The following is a 25,952-nucleotide window of genomic DNA, read 5'->3' on the forward strand; positions in this document are numbered from 1 at the left end:
TCACATCCGGAAGACGCCGAAGCCGTCGGCGCCCCTGATCGGTCCGCTGTGGACAGCGGAGAGGCAGATGCCGAGCACGGTCCTGGTGTCGCGCGGGTCGATCACGCCGTCGTCGTAGAGCTTGCCGGACAGGAACGGTGCGAGGGACTGCTCCTCGATCTGCGCTTCCACCATGGTGCGCATGGCGGCGTCGTGCTCCTCGTCGTACTCCTGGCCCTTCGCGATCGCGGCCTGCCGTCCCACGATCGACAGCACGCCGGCGAGCTGGGCGGGGCCCATGACGGCGGACTTGGCGTTGGGCCAGGTGAACAGGAACCGCGGGTCGTAGGCGCGGCCGCACATGCCGTAGTTGCCCGCGCCGTAGCTGGCGCCCATGGTGATGGTGAGGTGCGGGACCCGGCTGTTGGACACCGCGTTGATCATCATCGAGCCGTGCTTGACGATGCCGCCCTGCTCGTACTGGGCGCCGACCATGTAGCCCGTGGTGTTCTGCAGGAAGACCAGCGGCGTGTCGCTCTGGTTGGCGAGCTGGATGAACTGGGTGGCTTTCTGCGACTCCTCGCTGAAGAGCACGCCGCGGGCGTTGGCGAGGATGCCGACCGGGTAGCCGTGCACGCGCGCCCAGCCGGTGACGAGGCTGGTGCCGTACAGCGGTTTGAACTCGTCGAACTGCGAGCCGTCGACGAGCCGGGCGATGACCTCGCGCGGGTCGAACGGGACGCGCTGGTCCTCGGAGACGAGGTCGAGGATGCTGTCGGCGTCGTACAGGGGTTCGACGACGGCGGCCGGTTCCGGTCCCTGCTTGCGCCAGTTGAGGCGGGCGACGACGCGGCGGGCGAGGCGGATCGCGTCGACCTCGTCCTCTGCCACGAAGTCGGCGAGCCCGGACGTGGTGCCGTGCATGGTGGCGCCGCCGAGCGACTCGTCGTCCGCGTCCTCCCCGGTGGCCATCTTGACCAGCGGCGGGCCGCCGAGGAACACCTTGGAGCGGTCCTTGACCATGATCACGTAGTCGGACAGGCCCGGCACGTACGCGCCGCCGGCCGTGGCGTTGCCGAAGACCGCGGTGATCGTGGGAACTCCGGCCGCGCTCAGCCGGGTGAGGTCGCGGAACGCCCGGCCGCCGGGGATGAAGATCTCGCTCTGCGTCGGCAGGTCGGCACCGCCGGACTCGACGAGGCTGACCACCGGCAGCCGGTTCTGCAGTGCGATGTCGTTGGCCCGCAGGCTCTTGCGCAACGTGTACGGGTTGCTGGACCCGCCGCGCACGGTCGGGTCGTTGGCGACGACCACGCACTCGACGCCCTCGACCCGGCCGATGCCGGTGACCACGGACGCGCCGACGGGGAAGTCGGTGCCCCAGGCCGCGAGCGGTGACAGCTCCAGGAACGGGCTGTCCTCGTCGAGGAGCAGCTCGACGCGTTCGCGTGCGAGGAGCTTGCCGCGCCGGTGGTGCCGTTCGACGTACTTCGGCCCACCTCCGGCGAGCGCTTTGGCGTGCTCGGCGTCCAGCTGCGCGATCTTCGCGAGCAGCGCCTCCCTGTTGCCCATCAGGCGAACCCCAATCGTCGTGCCGCGAGCTCGGTCATCACCTCGCTCGCACCTCCCCCGATGCCGAGGATGCGGGCGTCCCGGTAGTGGCGCTCCACTTCGGACTCCCGCATGTAGCCCATGCCGCCGTGCAGCTGCACGGCCTCGTCGACGACCTCGGCGCACGCGTCGACGGCGGCGTTCTTCGCGAAGCAGACCTCGGTGACGCAGTCCTCGCCGCGGTCGACCCTGGCCGCGACCTCGCGCGTGTAGGTCCGCGCCAGCTCGACCTCCTGCGCCATGTGGGCGAGCTTGTGCCGCACCACCTGGTTCTTGATGAGCGGTTTGCCGAACGTCGTGCGGTTGCGCACCCATTCGACGGTGAGGTCGAGGGCGCGCTGGGCCGTGGCGTAGGCCTCGACCGCCATGGTGACGCGTTCGACCTGGAACTGCTGCATGATCAGCGCGAACCCCTGGTTCTCCTCGCCGACCAGGTTCGCCACCGGTACCCGCACGTCGTCGAAGTGCAGCTCGGCGGTGTCGCTGCAGTGCCAGCCCATCTTGTCGAGCCTGCGGCGGGTGAACCCGTCCTCGACCACGAGCAGCGAGATGCCCTGGTAGCCCTCGCCGCCGGTGCGCACGGCGGTCGTGACGAAGTCCGCGCGGCACCCGGAGGTGATGAACGTCTTGGCGCCGTTGACGACGTAGTGGTCACCGTCCCTGACCGCGCGGGTCGTGATCGCGGCGACGTCCGACCCGGCGCTGGGTTCGGTGACGGCGAGGCTGCCGATCTTCTCGCCGCGGATGGCGGGCCGCGCGAACCGTTCGATCAGGTCTTCGTTGCGCGACTGCCAGATGTGCGGGATCGCGATGCCGAGCGTGAACAACGCCGCCATCAACCCCGAGGAGCCGCCGTTCTGGATGATCTCCTCGGTGAGCACGACCGAGTCGAGCAGGTCGCCGTGCTCGAACCCGATGCCGAGCAGGCCGAGCTCCGCCGCCTTGCGGTGCAGCTCGCGCGGGACCTCGCCGTCGCGCTCCCACCGGTCGAGGTGCGGCACGACCTCCTTGCGCGTGAAGTCGCGGACGAGCTCCCTGAGCTCCTTCCGCTCGTACAGGTCCTTCGTGATCACAGGAGCTCCTCCGGGATCTCGACTTCCCTGCTGCGCAACCACTCGCCCAGGGCCTTGGCCTGCGGGTCGAACCGGGTGCCGCTGGCCACGCCCTCGCCGAGCAGGCCGTGCAGCACGAAGTTGAGCGCCTTGAGGTTCGCCAGCTCGTACCGCGTGACCGCACCGGCCTCGGGCAGCAGCTCCTTGAGCCGGTCCGCGGTGAGCGTTTCCGCCAGCCACGCGTACTGCGCTTCCGTGCGCACCCACACACCGATGTTGGCGTCGCCGCCCTTGTCTCCGCTGCGGGCGCCGGCGATGGTGCCCAGTGGCCGTTTCACAGGATCACCGCCTTCGGGCTGACCTCGCCGCGGTGCACGTACGCGGCCCGGTAGACGCCGAACGGCGTGCCGTCGCTCGGCGGCGCCGTGACGTGGAAGCCGGGGTAGCTGCCCAGCGCGAGCTCGACCGCCGCCCGGCTGAACGCCTTGGCCCGCTTCGGGTCCGCGGTCTTGACCACGACGTGCAGGAGCGCGCTGGCCTGCTCCTCGGTGGCGGCGTCGGGCCGGTCGGTCCTGGCCAGCGTCCAGGTGAGGTCCTGCTCGCCGATCCGCCGGTGCAGCTGTTCCCTGACCAGCTCCGCCTTCTGCTCGACGTCGAGTCCGGTGAGGACGAACGTGGTGCCGTTGCGGAACCCGCCGAGCGTGTTGAGGCACACCTTGAGCGTGTCCGGCGGAGGGCTGCCCCTGGTGCCGCTGATCTCGACACCGCGCGGGGTTTCCTGGAGCCGGACGGTGTCGAAGTGCGTGGTGACGTCCGGCCCGAGGTACTGCGGCGCGCCGATCTCGTAGAGCAGCTGGGCCGTGACGGTGTCCACGGTGACCGCACCGCCCGTGCCGTCGTGCTTGGTGATCAGGCTGCTGCCGTCCTCGCGCACCTCGGCGATGGGAAAGCCGGGGTGCGTCGCGTCGATCTCGGTGAAGAACGAGTAGTTGCCGCCGGTGGCCTGCGTGCCGCACTCCAGCACGTGCCCGGCGACGGTGGCGCCGGCGAGCCGGTCCCAGTCGCCGCGCCCCCACCCGAAGTGCGCCGCGGCCGGCCCCACGACGAGGCTCGCGTCCGTGACCCGGCCGGTGACCACGACCTGCGCACCCTGCGTCAAGCAGTCGGCGATCTCCCAGGCACCCAGGTAGGCGTTGGCGGTCAACGCCTCCGGGAACCGGTCCTTGAGGTCGTCGCCGGTGACGTACCCGACCATGGTGTCCGGTGCGAGGTTCTTGAGCTTGCGCGCCAAGCTTTCCGGGTTGAGCCCGCCGGCGTTGGTGACGACCTTGACGCCCCGGTCGAGGGCGAGCGCCAGGCAGTCCTCCATCTGCCGCAGGAACGTCTTGGCGTAGCCCAGCTCCGCGTTCTTCACGCGGTCGCGGCCGAGGATCAGCATGGTGAGCTCGGCGAGGTAGTCGCCAGTCAGGACGTCGAGGTGACCGCCTTCCAGCTGTTCGCGGACCGCGGACAGGCGGTCACCGTAGAAACCGGAGGCGTTGCCGATGCGGATCACCGGGTGGCCGCCTGGGGGGCTTGACTTTGTGCGTTGCCGCGCCGCCTTGTGTTGCCGCATCCGCGCGCGTTGCCGAGCCCGCTCACGTTGCCGAGCCCGCTCGCGTTGCCGAGATCGTGCGACCTGCGCCCGTGCGCGCCCGCCGGTCTCACCGACCCGCACACGTCCACACGCCCCACAGCCCCGCGCCTGTCCGCGTTCGCAGAACCCGCCAACCTGCCCGCGTTCTCCATCCCCGCTCGCGTCCCAGCGCTCACCGCCCGCCTCCGGGCGGCCCGGCGAACGCCTGCGCGATCGGCACCCACTCCTGCGCCACCGGCCCGACGGCCTCGATCTTCAGCTGCTCGCGGTTGCGCCGCTGCGTCACCAGGAACGCGAAGTCCAGCGCCGGCCCCGTGATCCGGTTCTCCGCGTCCTGCGGGCCCCACGTCCACACCTCGCCGCCCGGCCCTTCGAGCTCGACGCGCACCTCCTGCTCGGGGGTGGCCTTGCCGTTGAGCAGGAAGGCGAAGCCCATGGTGCGCACGCCGATGTGGCAGACGTGCCGGATGCGCGCGGTCGGTTCGCGGGTGACGCCCAGGCCGTCGAACACGTCCTGGCCGTGCGCCCAGGTCTCCATGATCCGCGCGGTCGCCATCGAGGCGGGGCTCATCGGCGGGCCGAACCACACGATCTTGCCGCCGGCTGCGGCGAGGTGCTCCCGCAGTGCGCGGCGGCTGTCGCGCCACAGGTCCAGCAGGTCCGGCAGGGCCGCCGCCTCGGCCGCGGTGCGGTCGACGATGTCCGGGGTCAGGGGTTGCGCCTGGAACGCCTCCGGGTCCGTGATCGCGAGGACCGCGGCCTTGTCCGTCCACATGAGATGGCCGATCTGGTGGCCGACGGTCCAGCCCTCGGCCGGTGTCGGCGTGGTCCAGTCTGCGTGCCTCGTCACGAGCTCGTCGAGCTCACGCGACTCGGCGTCGAGGTCGGCCAGCAGTTCCGTGATCACAGCTGCTCCTCCAGCATCCTCGCCCAGTACCGCACGACGTGGGCACGCCGTTTGGTGTCGTCGCCGAGCTGGTTCGCCAGTGCCAGGCCGCGGACCAGGTCCAGGGTTGCCTGCACGGCGTCCTTCACGCCCGGCTTGGTGTCGTCGGCGTCGAGCAGTTCCAGTGCCAGGCCGTAGACCTCGCGGCCCAGCCGCGCCTGCAGCTGGAGCACCTGCTCGCGCAGCTCGGGGTCCGTTCGCGCGGCCACCCACAGTTCGAGGGCCGCGGTGAACAGGTCGCTCGCGTGGAAGTCCGCGATCAGCTCCACCACCGCGTGCGTGCTCTTCTCGGCGACGGCCGCCCGGCTCTTCAGCGCCTCGACGCTTTCCGCGCCCACGTGCTCGACCGCCGCCGCCACCAGCTCGCCGCGGGTGCGGAAGTGGTGCAGCTGGGCGCCGCGGGACACGCCGGCGCGTTCGGCGACCACCGTGGTCGTGGTGCCGGACCAGCCGTGCTCGACCAGGCACTCGACGGTGGCCTCCATCAGCTTCCGCTTGGTCTCGCGGGTGCGGTCGGCTTGCCGCTGCCTCGTCTCCACGGGTCCGAGTGTTCCGGGCCACAAACAAACAGTCAAGCCTGCTTGTAAATGTCCTCACCCCACCTCCGTTCTTCCACAACTGCCGCCCCCACCCGCGTTTCCTCCTTGCGGGGGAGGGCGGGGAGCAGATCCGGACATGAAGAAGACGGGCGCAGGCGTGAATCCGGACAAGCTTCACCCGTCGGAGTGACGAGACCACACATGAGCAGCGGAAATGCGAGGCGTTCGACGAACGCGGAAACAGTCCGTACAATGTACGGTATGTCGTACGAAGAGGTGCAGGACTGGTTCACGCGGTGGGACGCGCTCGCCGTCGCGGGTGAGGTCGAGAAGATGGCCGACATGGCCCTGTTCCCCATCAACACGGTCACCGACGGGTCCGCGGTGACGTGGGACCGCGAGCGGTTCATCCAGGAGATGGGCGCGCAGGTCGGGGGCGGTGAGGTGCAGATGGAGTCGACCAGGACGCCGCACTTCATCAACGACAACCTGGTGTTCGTGATCACCGACGGCACGATCAACGGGGCCGTGGTGCGGTACGGCGACCTGCTGGTGAAGGTCGGCGACGAGTGGAAGTTCCAGACCATGGTCCAGGGCGGGTGGGCCTAGCCACCGGCCGGAGCAACGGTCGGGGGAACGGCGTGGCGGGCGACATCGGCGCCCGCCACGCAGTACATCTGCGGGAACCTTGGGGCGTCCGAACGGTCGAGCCGGCCTGAGCCGGAGCGAGGAGAGGACCACCCTGGGGAAGAGGGTGCGTCCACAAAGCTGTCAAACAGAGGTCAAAACAGGATCAGAGCAGGGTGAGCTGGTCCTGGTCCACGCGCGGCACCGGCACACCCACCGGCAGGCTGCCGTCGGGCCACACGCCGTCGTCGTCACCGGGCACCCCGGTGACGGCGTCCGCGGCACGACCGCGGGGCGCCAGGCCGTGCTTCTCGATCAACGGCGTCACGCGCGCGGTCAGCCGCCTGCGGTAGCCGCGGTCCACATAGGACCCGTTGCCGTACAGGTGCCGGTACGTCTCGATCAGGTCCGGGTGTTCGCGCCGCAACCAGGCCGCGAACCACTCGCGAGCGCCCGGACGCAGGTGCAGCGGCAGCACGGTCACGCCGGTGGCGCCGGCGTCGGCGATCTGCTCCAGCAGGAAGTCCAGCTGTTCCACCGAGTCCGTCAGCTCCGGCAGCACCGGGGCCACGAACACACCGCACGGCAGCCCGGCCTCCCGCACCTTGCGCACGAGGTCGAGGCGCGCGGCCGGCGTCGGCGTGCCGGGTTCGAGGGACCGGTGCAGGTCGCGGTCCAGCAACGCGAGCGACACGCCGATGCCGACCGGCACCACCTCCGATGCCGCGACCAGCAGGGGGAGGTCGCGGGCCAGGAGGGTGCCCTTCGTCAGGATCGAGAAGGGCGTGCGGGACGCGGTCAGCGCCTCGATGATCCCTGGCATCAAGGCGTACCGGCCCTCCGCGCGCTGGTACGGGTCGGTGTTGGTGCCCAGTGCGACGTGCTCCTGCTTCCACTTCGGGGACCGCAGCTGCCGGGACAGCACCTCGGGGGCGTTGACCTTCACGACCAGCTGGCTGTCGAAGTCGGTGCCGCTGTCTAGGTCGAGGTAGGAGTGCGTCTTGCGGGCGAAGCAGTTGTGCGACACGACGCCGTTGGCGATGAAGTCACCGGTGCCGGTGGTGATGTCGTAGAGCGGCATCTCGCCGAGCTCCTCGACGGCCACGACGCCGAGTGGTTGCTGCGACTTGATCGCGACGCCGTCGATGTCGCGCTTGCGGGTGATCGCCGGGTCGACGAGGTGGAAGAACCGCAGGTTCTCGCGCAGGCCGCCGCGCAGGCGCACGACCCGCACGCCGCGGCGGCGGCGCAGCTCCTCGATCGCGAAGTCGAAGTGGAAGTGCTTGAGCGCCAGGCAGATCGCCTCGACGACGGTGGCGTTGCGGGTGGACATGCGCAAGATGCTGCGCGAGCAGGTGCCGAGGTAGTCGAACGCACCCGCGAGGAATCCCTTGAGCCAGTCGGGGTTCGGCGCTATCTGCCAGTGCGCTAGTTCGCGCACCTGGTGCAGAAATCCCCTCCCTTCTCGCACACCGAAGTAGTCGAGGTACTCGCGGGTGCGGTCCATGGCCTCGATGTCGGCCAGGGGGATGCGGAACTCGTGCTCGTCCTCGACCATGCCGCGCAGGTAGCCGCGGCGGTAGTCGTCGGTCACGGTGGGCTGCTCGACGAAGGCCCCCGTGCCCATGAGCTTGTTGCCGGTGGTGAGGTGCGGGCGGCGCCCGGTGCCGGCGGTCTCGCCGGTCACGTGCTTCCAGCCGCGGTCGGTCAGGAACCGGTGGTCGCCCGAGGCGACGACCGACGTGCCGTCCTCCAGCGTCAGGCGGTACGCGACCTTCTCGGTCTCCCAGTGCGCCAGCACGGTCGTGAGCTTGTAGCGCCGGTAGTTGCCGACGAGCTCGGTGCCGTAGATCTGGTCGCCCTCGCGCAGCTCGGACAACGGCCTGGTGCGCCCGTCCGCCATGAGGATCGGCGTGTCACCGGCCATGCAGTAGGTGCAAGCGTGCGAACACCCCCGGTACGGGTTGACGGTCCACGAGAAGGGCAACGACGAACCCGGTATCCCGTTCAGCACGGATTTGGCGCGGACCTCGTGGAACACCACGTCCGCGAACTCAGGAGTTCGTACGCTGCGCACCAGTCCCGGTAGCCCCGGTAGTGCCTGTTGCGGCTCTGCCTCGAGTTTCTGCCCGTCCCATCGCACACCTCGATTCGAACACATGTTCGAACAGCGGTCAAGGAGAGCACGTGTCACCCATTGAGGTTGCAGGCTTCGTCACCGGAGCACTGTGCGTGTGGCTGGTCGCCCGCCAGAACCCGTGGAACTGGCCCATCGGGATCGCCAACAACATCGCGTTCTTGGTGCTGTTCTGGGGAAGCGGGCTCTACGCGGACTCCGGGCTGCAGGTCGTCTTCATGGCGCTGGCGGTCTACGGGTGGTGGGCGTGGGTGCGCGGCGGGGAGCGGCACAGCACGTTGGAAGTCAGCCGCACGACCATGAACCAGTGGATCGCCCTCGCAGTCACAGGAGTCGCAGGAACCGCTCTGCTGCACTGGGTTCTCATCAGTTTCACGCAGTCGACGGTGCCGTTCTGGGACGCCGTCACGACCGTCCTGTCGTTGCTCGCCACCTGGGGGCAGGCGCGCAAGAAGGTCGAGAGCTGGTGGCTGTGGATCGCGGCCGACGTCGTCTACGTGCCGCTGTACGCGTACAAGGAGCTGTACCTGACGGCGGTGTTGTACGTGGGGTTCATGGTGCTGTGCGTGCTGGGGTTGCGGAGCTGGTCGAAGGACCTGAAGAGCGAGGTGCCCGCGTGAAGGAGTTCCGCCACGCGCTCGTGCTGGGCAAGTTCTACCCACCGCACAACGGCCACCACCACCTGGTCGAGACGGCGGCGGCCCGCAGCGAGCGCACCACGGTCACGGTGCTCGCGGCGTCCACAGAGGCCATACCGCTCGCACACCGGGTGGAGTGGATGACCGAACGCCACCGGTATACCGACGGTGTACGCGTTGTCGGCGACCTGGACGACCACCCCATGGACTTCGACGACGACCACGTCTGGTCGCTGCACGTCGAGCTCGCCAAGGCGGTGCTGGCCAGACGCGCCATCGCCGACGGGGAACCCGGCGGGGCTCCGGTCGACGTCGTGTTCTCCAGCGAGAAGTACGGCGAGGAGCTGGCGCGCCGGCTCGGTGCCGAGCACGTCCTGGTGGACCTCGACCGCACCACGCACGCCGTGTCGGGCACCGCGGTGCGCGCGGACCCGCTCGGCAACTGGCACCACCTCTCCCCCGCCACCCAGCGCGGCCTGGCCCGCCGCGTCGTCGTCCTGGGCGCGGAGAGCACCGGCACGACCACCCTGTCGAGGCAGCTGGCCGAGCACTTCGGGGCGCCCTGGGTGCCCGAGTACGGCCGCGAGCACACCGAGCACAAGCTCAGCGCCGCACGGGCGTTCAACCCTGCGGCCACTGTGGACGACCTGGTGTGGACGCTGGGCGACTTCGACGACGTGGCGCGCGAGCAGGAACGCCGCATCCGGGCCGAGACGGCGCCGCTGGTGATCGCGGACAACGACGCGTTCGCCGCGACCGTCTGGGGAGAGCGCTACCTCGGTTTCCGGCCGGAGGTCCACCAGGGCGCCCGGCCGCACCTGTACCTGCTGACCGACCACGTCGGTGTTCCGTTCGAACAAGACGGCTGGCGCGACGGCGAGCACCTGCGGGAGTGGATGACGGGCGTGTTCGAACGCGAGCTGGCGCAGCGCGGCGTCGAGTGGCTGAAGGTGACCGAGGACCGGTTCGCCACGGCCGTCACGGTGGTCGAACGGCTGATGCGGCAGGATGTCACGCGTGGGTCACGGTCACGGGCATAGTCATTCAGCGGAACCGGCCTCGCGGCGCGTGCGGACGTTGCTGACGTGGCTGCTGGTGCCGTTGGTGCTGGCGACCGCGGTCGGCGCCCTGCTGCTCTACCCGTTCGGGCACGAACAGCGCACCGGCGCGCAGATCGGCCTGCACCAGAAGCCGGTGGACGCGGTCGTCACGGGCGTGCAGGACGGCGTGTGCGGGGAGAACTGCACCGCGGTGACCGTGCGGATGTCCGACGGGGACGCGAGCGGGCAGAGCGTCACGATCCCGAACCTGCGCGGGGCGGGTGCGCCGCGCTACCAGACCGGCGACGAGGTGGTGCTGTCCTATTCGGGCAGTCGGCCGCAGGCGGCGGAGTCGTACCAGATCGTCGACTTCCAGCGCGGCTGGTCGCTCGTGCTGCTGGCGGTGCTGTTCGCGGCCGCCGTGCTGCTGCTGGGCCGGTGGAAGGGGCTCGCGGCGCTCGGTGCGCTGCTGCTGAGCTTTGTGGTGCTGGTGCTGTTCGTGCTGCCGGCGATCCTGGCAGGCGAGAACCCGCTGATGGTGGCGGTCGTCGGCGCCGGGCTGATCATGTTCGTGGTGCTGTACCTGTCGCACGGCGTCTCCGCGAGAACGTCCACGGCGGTCCTCGGCACGCTCGTGAGCCTGGTGCTGATCGGCGTGCTGGGCGCGGTGTTCTCGTGGGCGGCGCAGCTGACCGGCCTCGACGAGGACACGATCAACCTCGTCACGGTGCTGGGCACCGACATCGACACGCGCGGGCTGCTGCTCGCGGGCACGATCATCGGCGCGCTGGGCGTGCTCGACGACGTGACCGTGACGCAGACCAGCGCGGTGTGGGAGCTGCGGCGTGCCAACGACCGGCTGACCTGGCGCGAGCTGTTCGCCGCCGGGTCGCGGATCGGCCGCGACCACATGTCGTCGGTCGTGAACACGCTCGTCATGGCCTACGCGGGTGCGGCGCTGCCATTGCTGCTCGCGATCTCGCTGGCTGGGCGGTCGATGGGCGAGATCCTCACGGCGCAGCAGATCGCCCAGGAGATCGTGCGGACGCTCGTCGGCAGCATCGGCCTGGTCGCGGCGGTGCCGGTGACGACGGCGCTGGCCGCGCTCGTCGCGGTGCGCCAGGAGGTCGCCCCCGCCGCGGCCCCGGACCCCGAACCCGAGCCGGAACCCGAACCCGAGCCTGTGAAGCGCGCGAAGCCCGCGACGGAACCGGCTCCGGAACGAGCGGTGCGGCCCGCGCGCGCCCGGATCGAGGGCGACCTCTACGGCTACGACCCCGACAAGGGGCCGTGGGTGCGCCCTAGTGGGCGAGCAGCACGAAGAGCAGCGTCAGAACGCCCGGTACCACCTGCACGAAGAAGATCTTCCGGCTCGCCGTGAACGTGCCGTAGACGCCGGCGACGATCACGAACACGGTGAACAGCACGGACGCGCCGAAGTCCTGCCGGACGAGCGCGTAGATGAGACCGGCGGCCAGGAAGCCGTTGTAGAGGCCCTGGTTCGCCGCGAGCGACTTCGACGCCTCGGCGAACTCCGGCGTGAGACCGAAGGCCTTGCGGCCGCGCGGTGTTGTCCAGAGGAACATCTCCAGCACCACGATGTAGATGTGGATCAGCGCCACGAGGGCCATCAAGATGTTCGCGATAACCTGCACTTACGTCCTCCTCTGGAGCGGCATGCCCGGTGAGAGGATAGAGCAGTGGGAAGACAGCGGCCCGAGGCAGAAGCGATCACCGAGTCGATCGACTCCGGAGTGGCCGAGCTGGTGCCCGAGGTGGGGAGCCGGAGCTCGTGGACGTTGCGCGTCAACGGAACTCCGCAGTCCCATGTGGACCTCGACGACCCGACGTACCTGGAGTTCGAGTACGTCCGCCGGCTGGGCCACGTGGTCGACCTCATCGCACCCGCCCGCGTGCTGCACCTCGGTGGTGGCGCCCTCACGCTCGCCCGCTACGTCGCGGCGACGGTGCCGCGCTCGACCCAGCAGGTCGCGGAGATCGACGCGGGCCTGATCGCGTTCATCCGCCGCGAGCTGCCGCCACCGCCGCGGGTGAAGATCACCACGGGGGACGCGCGGGCGGTGCTGGCCCGGTCCCGGCCCGGTTCGTTCGACCTGATCGTGTCGGACTGCTTCGCGGGGGCGCGCACACCGGCGCACCTGACGTCGGTCGAGTACGTGCGGCAGGCGTCGGCGGCGCTGGCCGATGACGGCGTCTACGCGGCGAACATCGGTGACGGCAACGGCCTGCAGTTCGCACGGGCGCAGTGCGCGACCGTGCGCGCGGTGTTCGAACATGTCTGCGTGCTCGCCGAACCGGGTGTGTTCCGGGGCCGGCGGTTCGGGAACTTCGTGATCTTCGCGTCGCACACCGGTCTGCCGATGCAGCAGCTGACCCGTGCGACGGCGAGCGACCCGTTCCAGGGCCGGGTGGAGCACGGGACGGGGCTGACGAAGTTCATCGGCGGCGCACCCGTGACGACAGACGCGACGGCGACGCTGTCACCAGCGCCGCCGTCCGGCCTCTGGGGCACCTGACCCTTCCAGCCCTGCCGTGAAGCGGTCCGCCAAGCAACCGCTCACCCACAGGAGCCCCACCAGCCTCACTTCAACGCACGCGGGGAGCTTTCGTGCACCAGAAGCGCACGAAAGGGCCCCGCGTGCGACGAACAAGGCGGCGGCAACGGGGCTAGTCGAGCGAGGTCACGAACTTCGACACGGCGTCCGGGTGCAGCTTCTGCGCCATCCGCCCCGCCGGGGCGAGCGACCCGAGCCGGTACAGCGGCCGGTCGGCCGGCGCCACCCCACGGGCTTCAGCGCGCAGCTGGGCGACCAGCAGCTCCGAGAACACCAGCCCCGGGGTGTCGCCGCGGCCCGCCAGCGTGTCCGCGAGCCGCCGCAGCTGGTAGATGCCCAGCTCACGGCCGCCGACACCGGAGTACATCGACAGGGCGACGTTGATCGCCTTCTTGCCGCCGCGCACGAACAGGCCGACGGTGCGGGCGCCGCGCAGGTCGGTGACCAGCAGGTCGAGCCCGTCGGCGGTGGTCAGGTCGACGGTGCGGGTGCCGAACGCACGGACGTGCACCGAGCTGCCCTCCAGCCACACCGTGCGGCGGGCCTCGGACATGGCCAGCAGCACGACCGGCAGCGACACGACCAGGAACGTGATCACGCCGGCCCAGCGACCGCCGATGAAACCGACGATCGCGCCGAAGGCCAGCGCCACCATGAAACCGCCGATCGCGACCATGCGGGCGCGTTTGCGGACGGTCACCTTGTCGAGCAGGTCCAGGGAGAGCTTGTCGTCGGCGCTCACAGGGCGGTCCGCACCGCCTCGACCACGTCGGTCAGCGCCACGGACACCTGCTCGCCCGTCGCCAGCGTCTTCACGCCGATGGTGCCCGCCTCCAGGTCGCGTTCGCCCAGCACGAGCGCGAGCCGCGCACCGGACCTGTCGGCGGCCTTGAACCCCGCCTTCATCGACTTGCCGCCGTAGACGAGGTCCGTGCGGATGCCGGCTGCGCGCAGCTCACCGGCGACCGCGACCAGGCGGGCCCGCGCGGGCTCGCCCAGCGGAACGCCGATCACGTCGACGCGGCTGAGCTCCGGCAGCACGCCCTCGGCCTGCGCCGCCAGCAGCGCCCGGTCGACGCCCAGGCCGAAGCCGACGCCGGAGAGCTCCTGACCACCGAGCTGCGCCATCAGGCCGTCGTAGCGGCCACCGCCGCCGATGCCCGACTGCGCGCCCAGCCCGTCGTGCACGAACTCGAACGTCGTCTTCGTGTAGTAGTCGAGGCCGCGGACCATGCGCGGGTTCTCGACGAACTTCACGCCCAGCTCGGTCAGGTAGCCCTTCACGAGCTCGTAGTGCTCACGGCACGCGTCGCACAGGTGGTCCACCATCAGCGGTGCCTCGGCGACCAGGGCGCGCACCTCCGGCCGCTTGTCGTCGAGCACGCGCAGCGGGTTCAGCTCGGCCCGCTGACGGGTCGGTTCGTCCAGCGGCAGCGTCGCCAGGAACCGCTGCAGCAGCTCGCGGTACGCCGGGCGGCAGTGCGCGTCGCCCAGCGACGTCAGCTCCAGCCGGTAGCCGGTGAGGCCGAGCGCGCGGAAGCCCGCGTCGCCGACGGCGATGACCTCGGCGTCGAGCGCCGGGTCGTCCACGCCGACCGCCTCGATGCCGACCTGGTGGAACTGCCGGTACCGGCCTGCCTGCGGAGCTTCGGCGCGGAAGAACTGGCCCGCGTAGTAGAGCTTCACCGGCAGCGGGCCGCGGTCGAGGCTGTGCTCGATCACGGCCCGCATCACGCCCGCGGTGCCCTCGGGGCGCAGCGTGATGGAGCGGTCGCCGCGGTCGGTGAAGGTGTACATCTCCTTCGTGACCACGTCGGTCGACTCGCCGACGCCGCGCGCGAACAGCGCGGTGTCCTCGAAGACGGGCAGCTCGACGTAGCCGTAGCCCGCGAGCTCGGCCGCGCGGGTGAGCGTCGACCGGACGTGCGTGAACGCGGCGGACGTCGGCGGGATGTAGTCGGGAACGCCTTTGGGAGCGGAAAACACGTGTCTCAGAGTCCTCGGTGCGGGGCGGCCGGAGCGTCTCGCAGCTGAACCAGGTAGGGGTTCGTCGCGCGCTCGCGGCCAATGGTCGTCGTCGGTCCGTGGCCGGGCAGCACCACCGTGTCGTCGGGCAAGGTCAGGACCTTGTCCTGCAGGGACGACAGCATGCGGGAGTGGTTGCCGCCAGGCAGGTCGGTGCGTCCGATGGAGCCGGCGAAGAGCGTGTCACCCGAGATCACGAGGCGACCGCCCTCCTGCGCGCCGGACCGGAACATCACCGACCCGCCGGTATGGCCAGGGGTGTGGTCGACGGTGATCTTCAGCCCGGCCAGGTCGAGCTCGGCTCCGTCGTCGAGGGTGCGCACCTCGGAGGGTTCGCGCATCTCCAGGTTGCCGCCGAAGAACGCGGCCGACTCGCGGCTGATGCCCTTCAGCGGGTCGGAGAGCATGGCGACGTCGTCCGGGTGGATGTAGGCCGGGACGTCGTTGCCGTCGCAGACCGGCGTCACGGAGAACGTGTGGTCGAAGTGACCGTGCGTGAGCAGCACGGCGACCGGTGCGAGCCGGTGCTCGCGCAGTGCCTGCTCGATCGGCTCGACCGCGTCCTGACCGGGATCGATGATCACGCAGGGCTCACCCTCACCGGTCGCCAGGACGTAGCAGTTCGCCTGGAGCGCACCGGTCGGGAACCCGATCACGAGCACGAGAATGACCTCCCTAGTCCCCGACAGCGTAACCACTACACAAAGGTCATATGCCCAGGCCCTAGACTCCCGAGCCGACCGCCCTATTCGCATGAGTCCCTGGGGAGGGAGCACGTGCCCACCAACGAGCAGCGACGCGCGAACGCCAAGCGCAAGCTTGAGCGTCAGATGGTGTACCGCCAGGAGCGGGCCAAGAAGCGTCGCATCATCGCCGTCATCTCGACGGTCGTCGTTGTTGCGCTCGTCGGAGCCGGCGTGTGGTTCCTCTCCACGCACGACTTCGGCAACGGTGACGCGGAGGCGTCGGAGACCCCGCAGCAGGAGTCGGTGGACAAGGCGGAGAACATCCCCACCGCGCTGCACGCCGTCCCGAAGCGCCCCACCCCGCTGCCGGAGAAGGTGAGCTGCGAGTACACCAAGGGCACCGAGCCGGCGGCCAAGGAGAACACGATCCCGGCGAACGGCGAGCAGCCCGCCACCGGCACCGTCGGCGTCACGCTGGGCACGTCGATCGGCGACCTGAAGTTCAACCTGGACCGGTCGATGGCGCCGTGCACGGTGAACAACTTCGTGACCCTGGCGAAGCAGAAGTACTTCGACAACACCACCTGCCACCGGCTCGTGGTGACCGGCATCCAGGTGCTGCAGTGCGGTGACCCGGCCGGTACCGGCACGGGCGGCCCCGGGTACACGTTCAAGGACGAGGTCTACCCGGAGATGACCTACGGCCGCGGCGTGCTGGCCATGGCGAACGCGGGCCCGGACACCAACGGTTCGCAGTTCTTCATCGTCTACGGCGACGGTTCGAACCTGCAGGCGAAGTACACGATCTTCGGCACGGTCGACGAGGAGTCGCTGAAGAAGATCGACGAGGTCGCGAAGACCGGTACGGTCTCGCAGACCCCCGGCCAGGGCGACGGCAAGCCGAAGACGCCGGTCGACATCAAGTCGGCGACGGTCGCGAACTAGTCCGCTCAGGTGCATTTCGCGCACTAACTCTTCACACGCAGAAGCCCCCGGCCGATTCGGCCGGGGGCTTCTGCGTCTTCCCCGTGGTGCAACGATCTCAGGTGCCGCTGTCGTTTCGCTGACGCCCGATTTCACGGGCTCCCGGTGGTCAGGATCAGGACGCCGACGTGACGCGGTAGACGTCGTAGACGCCCTCCACGCTGCGGACGGCCTTCAGGACGTGCCCGAGGTGCTTCGGGTCGCCCATCTCGAACGAGAACCGGCTGACCGCCACCCGGTCGCGTGACGTGGTGACCGACGCCGACAGGATGTTCACCCGCTCGTCCGCGAGCACCTTCGTGACGTCGGAGAGCAACCGGTGCCGGTCGAGCGCCTCGACCTGGATGGCCACCAGGAACACCGACGAGGCCGACGGGGCCCACTCGACGTCCAGCAGCCGTTCCGGCGACTTCAGCAGCTCGTCGGCGTTCGTGCAGTCGGTCCGGTGCACGGACACGCCACCGCCGCGCGTGACGAACCCGAGGATGTCGTCGCCGGGCACCGGGGTGCAGCAGCGGGCGAGCTTCACCCACACGTCGCCCGCGTCCTTGACGATCACACCGGCGTCGCCGGTGGGGCGGCGGCGGGTGACCGTGGACGGGGTGGCGCGGTCGGCGAGCTCCTCCTCGGCGTGCTCGACACCGCCGAGCTGCGCGACGAGCCGTTGCACGACGTGGCGGGCCGAGGTGTGGCCCTCCCCCACCGCCGCGTACAGCGCGCTCATGTCCGGGTAGTGCAGCTCCTTGGCCAGGGCCTGCATGGAGTCGACGGAGACGAGCCGCTGGATCGGCAGGCCGACGCGGCGCACCTCCTTGGTGATCGCCTCCTTGCCCTGCTCGATCGCCTCTTCCTTGCGCTCCTTGGCGAACCACTGCTTGATCTTCGCCTTGGCCCGCGGGGAGGCCACGAAGCTCAGCCAGTCGCGCGACGGGCCCGCTCCCTCGGCCTTGGACGTGAAGATCTCGACGACCTCGCCGTTCTCGAGCTTGCGCTCCAGTGCGACGAGGCGGCCGTTCACGCGGGCGCCGATGCAGCGGTGGCCCACCTCGGTGTGGACGGCGTAGGCGAAGTCGACCGGGCAGGACCCGACCGGCAGCGTCTGCACGTCCCCCTTGGGGGTGAACACGAAGATCTCGCGGGCGGCGAGGTCCCAGCGCAGCCCTTCGAGGAACTCGCCGGGGTCGGCGGCCTCCCGCTGCCAGTCGAGGAGCTGGCGCATCCAGGCCATCTCGTCGATCTCGACGGACTTGCCGTTGTGCGTGCCCTTGGTCTCCTTGTACCGCCAGTGCGCCGCGATGCCGTACTCGGCGCGCTGGTGCATCTCGTGCGTGCGGATCTGCACTTCGAGGGGCTTGCCGTCGGGACCGATGACGGTCGTGTGCAGCGACTGGTAGACGCCGAACCGCGGCTGCGCGATGTAGTCCTTGAACCGGCCGGGCATCGGCTGCCACGCGGCGTGCACGACACCCATGGCGGCGTAGCAGTCGCGCACCTCGTCGACCAGGATGCGCACGCCCACCAGGTCGTGGATGTCGTCGAAGTCGCGGCCGCGGACGATCATCTTCTGGTTGATCGAGTAGTAGTGCTTGGGCCGGCCCTCGACCTTCGCGACGATCCGCGCCGTGTCGAGCTGCCCGTTGAGCTCCGCGACGACGGTCCGCAGGTACGTGTCGCGACTCGGCGCGCGCTTGGCGACCAGCCGCACGATCTCGTCGTACTTCTTCGGCTGCAGGATCGCGAACGCGAGGTCCTCCAGCTCCCACTTCACGGTCGCCATGCCCAGCCGGTGGGCCAGCGGCGCGAGCACCTCGAGGGTCTCGCGGGCCTTGCGGGCCTGCTTCTCCGGCGGCAGGAACCGCATGGTGCGCATGTTGTGCAGCCGGTCGGCGAGCTTGATGACCAGGACCCGCGGGTCCTTCGCCATCGCGATCACCATCTTGCGGATCGTCTCCGCTTCGGCCGCTGCCCCCAGCTTGACCTTGTCGAGCTTCGTGACGCCGTCGACCAGCCGGGCGACCTCCTCGCCGAAGTCCTCTTTCAGCTGGTTGAGCGAGTAGTCGGTGTCTTCCACCGTGTCGTGCAGCAGCGCGGCCACCAGCGTCGTGGTGTCCATGCCCAGCTCGGCGAGGATCGTCGCCACGGCGAGCGGGTGCGTGATGTACGGGTCGCCGGACTTGCGGCGCTGCGGGCGGTGCTTCTCCTCGGCGACGTCGTACGCGTGCTGCAGAAGCGCCAGGTCGGCCTTGGGATGGAGGTCACGGTGCACGGCGGCGAGAGGTTCGAGGACCTGCTTCACCGGGGCCGCACGTTGGGCGGTGATGCGCCGCGCCAGGCGGGCGCGCACACGCCGGGTAGCCGACGGTTGAACAACCGTCGCAGCGGGTTCGGTGTCTTGACTCAACCCCACGCTCCTCGGGTCTCGCGAGTACCGAGGATAACGCGTTCGCGCTGACAGAACTTCCGGTGGCGCGCTGAGCGGCACAGCTCACACGGTGAACGCTCGGGAAACTTCCGCTGGGCCGATCAGGCGACGCGGGCCAGGAAGGCGCGCCAGGCGTGGATCGTGAACACGAGCCGGTCACCGTTCGCGTTCTTCGAGTCGCGCACGAGGACATCGTCGGCGAGCGAAACCTCGACGCACTCGTCGCCGTCCTGGCCGCCGCTGTGGGTGCTCTTACGCCAACTCCGTCCGGAAGTCATCAGCGTCCTCTCGCGGTCCGCTGACGTACTTCGCCAGCATGTTCCGCGATTGTTCCGCATCCAAAGCGTGCGTCTCAGCCACGCGAAGAACCTCTTGCCCTCTCTCACGACGGCAGGGTTCTGCGAGAACACCATCGCAACCTCGTTCTCGGTGTAGACCACGGGGTCTGCCTTGGCGAAGCTGAACAGCGTGCGCGCCGACCGCATCGCCAGGGTCACGCCCGCCGAGATCGGCACGATCCGCAGCACGTGCGTGTTGAAGAGCGCCTGCAGGTACTGGTCCTCCATGAGTGCTCGCGCAGCCGGCGCAGCTCGTCACCGAGGTCTCTGCTGCAAGCGGTGGAGGTAAGCGCAGCCATGTCTGGGGAAAGTACGGATTGCAGGCCCTCCACGGACTTGCTCGTAAGGGTGAAAATGGTCCGGTGAGGACTTTCCTGTGGTGCGGTGCGATGAACGTCGTCTGGTTGCTCGCCATGGCGTACGGGGCCCTGCAGGAGGTCGGCCACTTCGACCAGCGCGCCCTGCTCGGCACGGGCACGGCGTGGGTGCTGGCGACGGTGGCGAGCTGGTCGTTGCTGCGGCGGTCGACGCGCAGGCACGCGGTGTGGGAGTACGCGGTGGTGACGGCGCCGGCCGCGCTGGTGGCGCTGGTGCTGGTCACGACCGGGGCGTGGTTCGTGTCGCCGCCGGGGCCGGGCAAGCCGCTCGCCTGATCCGCGCAACGTGAAAGGGCCCGGTGACCGACGGTCACCGGGCCCTCGGCACGAGAGCTCAGACGGCGAGCAGGGCGCTCACTTCGCGGCCCGCCAGCCTGGAGCGGCCACCCAGGGCCGGGATCTCCAGGACCACCGACACACCCGTCACGATGCCGCCGGCGCGCTCCACGAGCGTGCAGGCGGCCTCCGCGGTGCCTCCGGTGGCGAGGACGTCGTCCACGACCACCACGCGCTGACCGGGCTGGATGGCGTCCGCGGGCAGTTCCAGCGACGCTTCGCCGTACTCCAGCGCGTACGACACGCGGTCGGCGACGGCGGGGAGCTTGCCGGGCTTGCGCAGCGGCACGACGCCGTAGCGCCAGCCGTACCCGAGCGCGGCGCCCAGGAGGAAGCCGCGCGACTCGATGGCGGCGATCACCTGAGTGCTGTCGTCGATCTTGTCCTGCAGGGCGTCGACCACGGCGCGCAGGGCGTCCGGGTCGGCGAGGACGGGCGTGAAGTCCCGGAAGACGACCCCCGGCCGGGGGAAGTCCGGGACCTCACGCAGCAGTCCCAGTGCACGATCTAGCTTCAACGCTGGCGCTTTCCGGTCGGGCGGCCGCGACGGGTGTCGGCGACCTTGGCGGTGCGGTGCGGAACCGACGCGGCGGCGGCCATCGCCTCTTCCTTGCGCAGGTCGGCGGCGAGGGACTCCTCGTCGGCCGACTCGATGCCCTCGGCGTCGGGCGCCACACCGACCGACGCGGCCTTGGCGCGACGAGCGGTCACGCGCTTGGCCTGCGCCACGTACTTCGGGTCGCGCAGCTTCAGGTCCACGAGGACCGGGGTGGCGATGAAGATCGACGACAGGGCGCCGATGAACATGCCGACGAGCTGCACCAGCGCGAGGTCCTGCAGGGTGCCGACGCCCAGGATGCCGACGCCGACGACCAGCAGGCCGATGACCGGCAGCAGCGCGATCAGCGAGGTGTTGATCGAACGCATCAGCGTCTGGTTGAGCGCCAGGTTCGCTGCCTCGGCGTAGGTGCGGCGGGTCAGGCCCAGCAGGCCGCGGGTGTTCTCCTTGACCTTGTCGAACACGACGACCGTGTCGTACAGGGAGAAGCCGAGGATCGTGAGCAGACCGACGATCGTCGCCGGCGTCACCTCGAAGCCGATCAGCGAGTACACGCCCGCGGTGATGACGACGTCGTGGAACACCGCGACGAGCGCCGCGACCGCCATCCGCCATTCGAAGTAGAACGCCAGGAACAGCGTCACCACCACGAAGAACCAGAACAGCGCCCACAGCGCCTTGCCGCTGATCTCACCGCCCCAGGACGCGGAGACGGCGCTGTCGGAGATCGCCGACGGGCCGCCGCGCGGGCTGGTGTCGGTGGCCAGCGCCGACTTGAGCGCCGAGACCTCCTGCACGTTCAGCGCGGGCGACTTGACCTGGATGGTCGCGCTGTCGCCGGTGCCGACGGCCTGCACGGCGTTCGGCTTCTTGCCCGGCAGTGCCTTCGCGAACACGTCCTCGACGGTGGTCGTCGTGATCGTCTGGCCGGACTGGGAGATCGACGGCATCGAGATCTTGGTGCCACCGAGGAAGTCGATGCCCAGGTTGAAGCCGTTGAACACCATCGAGCCGATGCAGACCAGCAGGATGATGGCCGACGTGATGTACCAGCGGACGCGCTTGCCGACGATGTCGAAAGCGCCGTTGCCGACGTAGAGGCGCGTGAACACGTTGCCCATGTCAGGCCTCCTTCACGGCGGTCTTGCCGGACCCGGCGCGGTGCGACGCGCCCTCGCGGGCGGCACCGCCCAGGCCGGACAGGCTCGGGTTGGACAGGAACTTGGACTTCGAGGCGATCGCGACCAGCGGGTGCGTCACGAGGAACACGACCACGAGGTCGAGGACCGTCGACATGCCCAGGGTGAACGCGAAGCCCTTCACCTGGCCGACGGCGATCACGTACAGCACGGCGGCGGCGATGAAGCTGACCGCGTCGGCCGACAGGATCGTGCGGCGGGAGCGGACCCAGGCGCGCGGGACGGCCGAGCGGAACGACCGGCCCTCGCGCACCTCGTCCTTCAGGCGTTCGAAGAAGACGATGAACGAGTCCGCGGTGATGCCGATGGCGACGATGAACCCGGCGATGCCGGCGAGGTCGAGGGTGAACCCGATCCAGCGGCCGAGCAGCACCAGCACGCCGTAGACGATCACACCGGACAGCGCCAGCGACAGGATCGTCAGGATGCCCAGGAGGCGGTAGTAGAACATGCAGTAGACGAAGACCAGCGCGAGGCCGATGCCGCCCGCGATGAGACCGGCCTTGAGCGACTGCAGGCCGAGCGTCGGCGAGATCGTCTGCGCCTCGGAGGAGTCGAACGACAGCGGCAGCGCGCCGTACTTCAGGGTGTCGGCGAGCGACTGCGCCTGCTTCAGCGTGAACTTGCCGCTGATCTCGGTCGAACCGCCGGAGATGGCCGCCTGGATGGTCGGCGCGGACATGACCTCACCGTCGAGGACGACGGCGACGGCCTGCTGCACGTTCGCGGCGGTGAACTTCGACCACTTGTCGCCGCCCTCGCTCTTGAAGTCGAGGTTGACGACGTAGCCGGTGCCGTTCGGGTTCGCGTTCGCGGCGGCGTTGCTGATGTCCTCGCCGGACAGGCGCGAGTACGTGGTGTAGTCGTCCGGCTTGACCGTGGTGTCGCCGGCGGCCGGGTGCACCGGCGCGAGGATGTACTTGAACTCGCCGGCCTCGTCACAGGTGACGAGCGGCTTGTCCAGGTCGTCGTTGCCGCGCAGCGGGTCGGCCTTGGAGCAGTCGAGCAGGAGCGCGGCCTGCTGGAGGGTCTGCTGGTCGCTGCTCTGGCGCAGCGCCTTGGCCTCCTGGATCTCCTTGGCGATCTTCGGGTCCACGTTGCCCGGCACGGACGGCTGCGAGCTGCCGGGAGCCGACGAGGACGGCGGGGTGCCGGCCGACGGCGGCGCGCTCGACGGCTGCGCTGCCAGGTTCGGAGCGGGACGGCCCTGCGGCGCGTTGCTCGACGACGGCTGGCCCGCTGACGCGCTCGGGGGCGCGGGCGTGCTGGTGGCCGGGGCGTTGCTGCCCGACGGCGGAGCGGACGTCTCGGACGGCATCGCGGTGCCCGCCGGGATCGGCTGGCCGACGACCTTGCGGAACGCGAGGCGGGCGGTCTGGCCCAGACCCTTCGCGCCCTCGCTGTCCGCGCCGGGCACGGTGATCGTCAGGTTGTTGCCGTCGCGGACGACCTCGGCGCCGGAGACGCCCAGACCGTTGACGCGCACCTCGATGAGGTCACGCGCGCGGTTCAGCGCTTCCTCGCTGGGCTGCGCGCCGTCTTCCTGACGCGCTGTCAGCGTGACGATCGTGCCGCCCTGCAGGTCGATGCCGAGCTTCGGTTTGGCGGAGCCGTTGCCCGTGAAGAACACAAGGGCGTAAAGCGCGACGACGACGACGGCGAAACTCGCCAGATACTTCGCGGGGCGAATTTGCCCGGCCGGAGGTGCCACGGTCCGTCCGTCTCCTCAGTTGACATGTCTCAGCGGAGGCGCAGATTACCCTGCGGGTTGTGAGCTGCGCGTCACTCCCCGGCACCGGTTTGCGCCGTTCACACTTGCCAGCACCGTCACCAGTGCTTCGTTGACGCCGCTGAGCGGAGACTGACACAATTGCGGACCGGGGGGCAAGCTGGGGGTTATTCCCGCTGAGCGCCTGCGCCCGAATTCGTCCTGGGGACACGGCTGACCGCCGCGTCCGTGCGCGGTCTCGGCGACCGGGCACGGACGTTGCGCGTCTGAACGCCTGAACTACTTCTTGGCGTTGTGGTCGAGCGGCTCGGCGACCTGAGCGGCGGCCGGGGCCGTGGTCGGCGCGGTGGTCGCCGTGGTGGCCGGCTCGATGACCTGCTCGTCGTCCGCCGTGTCGACGACCGCGGTCTCCTCGACGTCGACGACCTTCTCGCGGATCGCGGCGCGCAGCCACCGGGTGACGACACCCTCGGAGATCTCGATGTCGATGGTGGTGTCGTGGCTCGAGTCGGCGACGGTGCCGTAGAGACCCGACGTCGTCATGACCTTGTCGCCCGGCTGGAGCTCGTTCTGCAGCTTCTGCTGCTCGGCCATCGCGCGCTTCTGCTTGCGCGCGCTGAGGAACAGCGGCACGGCCAGCAGCACCAGCAGCAACGGGAACATCAAAGACGAAAGGTTGCCCATCATTCTCCGATCAGGTGGACATGCCTTCTCGCACGTCCGATATGTCCAGGTGCTCTCACCGATTGTGCCAGGTCACCACAGTTGATCTCCGGCGGGCGGCTCCAGCCCCAGGTGTTGCCACGCGGCGGGCGTCGCCACTCGTCCGCGCGGTGTCCGGGCCAGCATGCCAGCCCGCACCAAATACGGTTCGCACACCTCTTCCACCGTGGTCGGCTCCTCCCCCACGGCGACCGCGAGCGTGGACACCCCGACCGGTCCCCCGCCGAAGCTCCTGACCAGCGCGTTCAGCACGGCCCGGTCGAGCCGGTCGAGGCCGAGGTGGTCGACGTCGTAGACCTCCAGGGCCTGCTTGGCGATCTCCTCCGTGACCCGGCCGTCCGCCCTGACCTCGGCGAAGTCGCGGACGCGGCGCAGCAGCCGGTTGGCGATGCGGGGCGTGCCCCTGGAGCGGCCGGCGATCTCCCTGGCGCCGTCGTCGTGCAGGTCGACGCCGAGGATCTTGGCGCTGCGCTTCACGATCTGGTCGAGGTCGTCGGGGTGGTAGAACTCCATGTGGGCGGTGAAGCCGAACCGGTCGCGCAGCGGCCCGGTCAGCGCCCCGGACCGGGTGGTGGCCCCGACCAGCGTGAACGGGGCGATGTCGAGCGGGATGCTGGTGGCGCCGGGGCCCTTGCCGACGACCACGTCGACGCGGAAGTCCTCCATCGCGAGGTAGAGCATCTCCTCGGCGGGGCGGGCCATGCGGTGGATCTCGTCGATGAACAGGACGTCGCCCTCGACGAGGTTGCTGAGCATGGCGGCGAGGTCGCCGGCCCGTTCGAGCGCGGGGCCGCTGGTGATGCGGATCTGGCTGCCCAGCTCCTTGGCGATGATCATGGCGAGGCTGGTCTTGCCGAGCCCGGGGGGTCCGCTGAGCAGCACGTGGTCGGGTGCGGTGCCGCGGCGCATGGCGCCGTGCAGGACCAGTTCGAGCTGCTCGCGGACCCGGTGCTGGCCGACGAACTCGCTGAGGTCGCTGGGCCGCAGGCTCGTCTCGAGGTCGCGCTCGGCGGGGACGGCGTAGGGGCTGAGCTCGTCGTCGGTCACTTGCGCCCCAGCGTGGAGAGCGCGCGGCGCAGGACTGCGCTGGTGGACTGGTCGGGGTTGTCGGCGAGGACCTTGTCGACGGTCGCCTCCGCCGACTTGGCCGGGAAGCCGAGCCCGAGCAGCGCCTCGACGACGTGGTCGCGGGTCTGGTTGTGCTGAGCGGGCGCGGCGGCGCTGGGCAGCTGGCCGACCTTGTCGCGCAGCTCGATGATGAGCCGCTCGGCGCCCTTCTTGCCGATGCCGGGCACCTGGGTCAGGACCATGATGTTGCCCTCGGCGATCGCGTGGCGCAGCTTGTCCGGCTCCAGCACCGCCAGCGTGGCGAGCGCGAGCCGCGGCCCGATGCCGCTGACCGTCTGCAGCAGCGTGAACAGCTCGCGGGCCTCGGCGTCGGCGAACCCGAACAGGGTGAGGCTGTCCTCGCGGACCACGAGGGTCGTCGCGAGGCTCGCCTCCTCACCGCGGCGCAGCGTGGCGAGCGTCGTGGGGGTGGCCTGGACGGCGAACCCGACGCCGCCCACCTCGACGACGGCGTGGTCGAGGCCGACGTGCTGCACCTGGCCGCGCAGTGACGAGATCACCTGTGTCCTCCGATCGCGGCCTGCACGCTCGCGCAGGCGTCCCCTCGCAAGGGGGACCCCTTGCTTTCATTCTTCCAGCCGGCACCGACAGTTTCGGTGCGCGCTGAAGCCATCATGATCCGCCTCGCCGTGCCGGGTCGGTCAACCGGCCCCGATGCGCGCCGC

General features: G+C 69.9%; 24 protein-coding genes and 1 pseudogene. 7 read left to right on the forward strand and 18 right to left on the reverse strand.

The window, feature by feature from the left end:
- The 5 genes and pseudogenes from AB0A63_RS18290 to AB0A63_RS18310 form a co-directional block, all read right to left on the reverse strand.
- Entirely contained in the window at nt 1–1,551 is a 1,551-nt protein-coding gene (locus AB0A63_RS18290; protein ID WP_360392276.1) for an acyl-CoA carboxylase subunit beta, read from the reverse strand.
- On the reverse strand, nt 1,551–2,663 hold the full coding sequence (locus AB0A63_RS18295) for an acyl-CoA dehydrogenase family protein (protein WP_360392279.1): 1,113 nt from the start codon (nt 2,661–2,663) through the stop codon (nt 1,551–1,553). The genes AB0A63_RS18290 and AB0A63_RS18295 overlap by 1 nt, the downstream gene beginning before the upstream one ends.
- A pseudogene (locus tag AB0A63_RS18300) lies at nt 2,660–4,257 on the reverse strand (acyclic terpene utilization AtuA family protein). Before AB0A63_RS18300 ends, AB0A63_RS18295 begins: the two are co-directional and overlap by 4 nt.
- A gap of 193 nt (nt 4,258–4,450) precedes the next feature.
- Nucleotides 4,451–5,185, reverse strand: coding sequence for a TIGR03084 family metal-binding protein (locus tag AB0A63_RS18305; protein ID WP_360392282.1), 735 nt, complete (start codon nt 5,183–5,185; stop codon nt 4,451–4,453).
- Complete coding sequence (locus AB0A63_RS18310; protein ID WP_360392285.1) at nt 5,182–5,763, reverse strand: TetR family transcriptional regulator; 582 nt, start codon at nt 5,761–5,763, stop codon at nt 5,182–5,184. The genes AB0A63_RS18305 and AB0A63_RS18310 overlap by 4 nt, the downstream gene beginning before the upstream one ends.
- Before the next feature lie 261 nt (nt 5,764–6,024).
- Between AB0A63_RS18310 and AB0A63_RS18315 the strand changes: the two genes are divergently transcribed.
- On the forward strand, nt 6,025–6,372 hold the full coding sequence (locus AB0A63_RS18315) for a nuclear transport factor 2 family protein (RefSeq protein WP_360392288.1): 348 nt from the start codon (nt 6,025–6,027) through the stop codon (nt 6,370–6,372).
- 184 nt (nt 6,373–6,556) lie between these two features.
- On the opposite strand, the gene AB0A63_RS18320 is transcribed toward AB0A63_RS18315, so the two are convergent.
- A complete protein-coding gene (locus tag AB0A63_RS18320; RefSeq protein ID WP_360392290.1) occupies nt 6,557–8,551 on the reverse strand; it encodes an intein-containing Rv2578c family radical SAM protein in 1,995 nt (664 codons plus the stop codon).
- Nucleotides 8,552–8,577: 26 nt separating this feature from the next.
- On the opposite strand from AB0A63_RS18320, the gene pnuC reads away from it, so the two are divergent.
- The 3 genes from pnuC to AB0A63_RS18335 are packed head-to-tail and all read left to right on the forward strand — an operon-like array spanning nt 8,578 to nt 11,586.
- Nucleotides 8,578–9,147, forward strand: a complete 570-nt coding sequence (gene pnuC / locus AB0A63_RS18325) for a nicotinamide riboside transporter PnuC (RefSeq protein ID WP_360392293.1) — start codon at nt 8,578–8,580, stop codon at nt 9,145–9,147.
- Entirely contained in the window at nt 9,144–10,205 is a 1,062-nt protein-coding gene (locus AB0A63_RS18330) for an AAA family ATPase (protein ID WP_360392295.1), read from the forward strand. Before pnuC ends, AB0A63_RS18330 begins: the two co-directional genes overlap by 4 nt.
- A gap of 28 nt (nt 10,206–10,233) precedes the next feature.
- A complete protein-coding gene (locus AB0A63_RS18335; RefSeq protein ID WP_360392298.1) occupies nt 10,234–11,586 on the forward strand; it encodes a YibE/F family protein in 1,353 nt (450 codons plus the stop codon).
- Here the strand turns inward: AB0A63_RS18335 and AB0A63_RS18340 are convergent.
- Nucleotides 11,507–11,860: a DUF1304 domain-containing protein gene (locus AB0A63_RS18340; RefSeq protein ID WP_360392301.1), complete on the reverse strand. Its 354-nt coding sequence runs from the start codon at nt 11,858–11,860 to the stop codon at nt 11,507–11,509. The genes AB0A63_RS18335 and AB0A63_RS18340 overlap by 80 nt on opposite strands.
- A 45-nt stretch (nt 11,861–11,905) precedes the next feature.
- Here AB0A63_RS18340 and AB0A63_RS18345 point away from each other — a divergent pair, with 45 nt between their 5' ends.
- A complete protein-coding gene (locus AB0A63_RS18345) occupies nt 11,906–12,742 on the forward strand; it encodes a fused MFS/spermidine synthase (protein WP_360392303.1) in 837 nt (278 codons plus the stop codon).
- A gap of 151 nt (nt 12,743–12,893) precedes the next feature.
- Here the strand turns inward: AB0A63_RS18345 and AB0A63_RS18350 are convergent, their stop codons facing one another.
- Genes AB0A63_RS18350 through AB0A63_RS18360 form a run of 3 tightly spaced genes read right to left on the reverse strand, consistent with a single transcriptional unit; the run spans nt 12,894 to nt 15,468 of the window.
- Nucleotides 12,894–13,523 carry a hypothetical protein gene (locus AB0A63_RS18350; protein ID WP_360392305.1) on the reverse strand — a complete coding sequence of 210 codons (630 nt, stop codon included), beginning with the start codon at nt 13,521–13,523 and terminating at the stop codon, nt 12,894–12,896.
- Nucleotides 13,520–14,776, reverse strand: a complete 1,257-nt coding sequence (hisS, locus tag AB0A63_RS18355; protein ID WP_360392684.1) for a histidine--tRNA ligase — start codon at nt 14,774–14,776, stop codon at nt 13,520–13,522. Before hisS ends, AB0A63_RS18350 begins: the two co-directional genes overlap by 4 nt.
- Nucleotides 14,773–15,468, reverse strand: coding sequence for an MBL fold metallo-hydrolase (locus tag AB0A63_RS18360; RefSeq protein WP_360392307.1), 696 nt, complete (start codon nt 15,466–15,468; stop codon nt 14,773–14,775). Before AB0A63_RS18360 ends, hisS begins: the two co-directional genes overlap by 4 nt.
- A gap of 114 nt (nt 15,469–15,582) precedes the next feature.
- Here AB0A63_RS18360 and AB0A63_RS18365 point away from each other — a divergent pair, with 114 nt between their 5' ends.
- A complete protein-coding gene (locus tag AB0A63_RS18365; protein WP_360392310.1) occupies nt 15,583–16,437 on the forward strand; it encodes a peptidylprolyl isomerase in 855 nt (284 codons plus the stop codon).
- A gap of 154 nt (nt 16,438–16,591) precedes the next feature.
- Here the strand turns inward: AB0A63_RS18365 and AB0A63_RS18370 are convergent, their stop codons facing one another.
- Nucleotides 16,592–18,883, reverse strand: coding sequence for a bifunctional (p)ppGpp synthetase/guanosine-3',5'-bis(diphosphate) 3'-pyrophosphohydrolase (locus AB0A63_RS18370; RefSeq protein ID WP_360392313.1), 2,292 nt, complete (start codon nt 18,881–18,883; stop codon nt 16,592–16,594).
- 116 nt (nt 18,884–18,999) lie between these two features.
- Complete coding sequence (locus AB0A63_RS18375; protein ID WP_360392316.1) at nt 19,000–19,425, reverse strand: Scr1 family TA system antitoxin-like transcriptional regulator; 426 nt, start codon at nt 19,423–19,425, stop codon at nt 19,000–19,002.
- A 173-nt stretch (nt 19,426–19,598) separates the two neighbouring features.
- On the opposite strand from AB0A63_RS18375, the gene AB0A63_RS18380 reads away from it, so the two are divergent.
- Nucleotides 19,599–19,889, forward strand: a complete 291-nt coding sequence (locus AB0A63_RS18380) for a hypothetical protein (RefSeq protein WP_360392319.1) — start codon at nt 19,599–19,601, stop codon at nt 19,887–19,889.
- Between the two features lie 58 nt (nt 19,890–19,947).
- On the opposite strand, the gene AB0A63_RS18385 is transcribed toward AB0A63_RS18380, so the two are convergent.
- The 6 genes from AB0A63_RS18385 to ruvA all read right to left on the reverse strand — a co-directional run bounded on the left by AB0A63_RS18385 (nt 19,948) and on the right by ruvA (nt 25,787).
- On the reverse strand, nt 19,948–20,466 hold the full coding sequence (locus AB0A63_RS18385) for an adenine phosphoribosyltransferase (RefSeq protein ID WP_360392321.1): 519 nt from the start codon (nt 20,464–20,466) through the stop codon (nt 19,948–19,950).
- A complete protein-coding gene (gene secF / locus AB0A63_RS18390) occupies nt 20,463–21,629 on the reverse strand; it encodes a protein translocase subunit SecF (RefSeq protein ID WP_360392323.1) in 1,167 nt (388 codons plus the stop codon). Before secF ends, AB0A63_RS18385 begins: the two co-directional genes overlap by 4 nt.
- 1 nt (nt 21,630) lies before the next feature.
- Nucleotides 21,631–23,418: a protein translocase subunit SecD gene (secD, locus tag AB0A63_RS18395; RefSeq protein WP_360392326.1), complete on the reverse strand. Its 1,788-nt coding sequence runs from the start codon at nt 23,416–23,418 to the stop codon at nt 21,631–21,633.
- 297 nt (nt 23,419–23,715) lie between these two features.
- Nucleotides 23,716–24,099: a preprotein translocase subunit YajC gene (gene yajC / locus AB0A63_RS18400; protein WP_360392687.1), complete on the reverse strand. Its 384-nt coding sequence runs from the start codon at nt 24,097–24,099 to the stop codon at nt 23,716–23,718.
- Between the two features lie 93 nt (nt 24,100–24,192).
- The gene (gene ruvB / locus AB0A63_RS18405) at nt 24,193–25,206 is read right to left on the reverse strand and encodes a Holliday junction branch migration DNA helicase RuvB (RefSeq protein ID WP_360392329.1); all 1,014 of its coding nucleotides are present in this window, start codon (nt 25,204–25,206) and stop codon (nt 24,193–24,195) included.
- On the reverse strand, nt 25,203–25,787 hold the full coding sequence (ruvA, locus tag AB0A63_RS18410; protein WP_360392332.1) for a Holliday junction branch migration protein RuvA: 585 nt from the start codon (nt 25,785–25,787) through the stop codon (nt 25,203–25,205). The genes ruvB and ruvA overlap by 4 nt, the downstream gene beginning before the upstream one ends.
- Nucleotides 25,788–25,952: the final 165 nt, after the last annotated feature.

This window comes from Lentzea sp. NPDC042327, assembly GCF_040647275.1.
Taxonomy (GTDB): Bacteria; Actinomycetota; Actinomycetes; order Mycobacteriales; family Pseudonocardiaceae; genus Lentzea.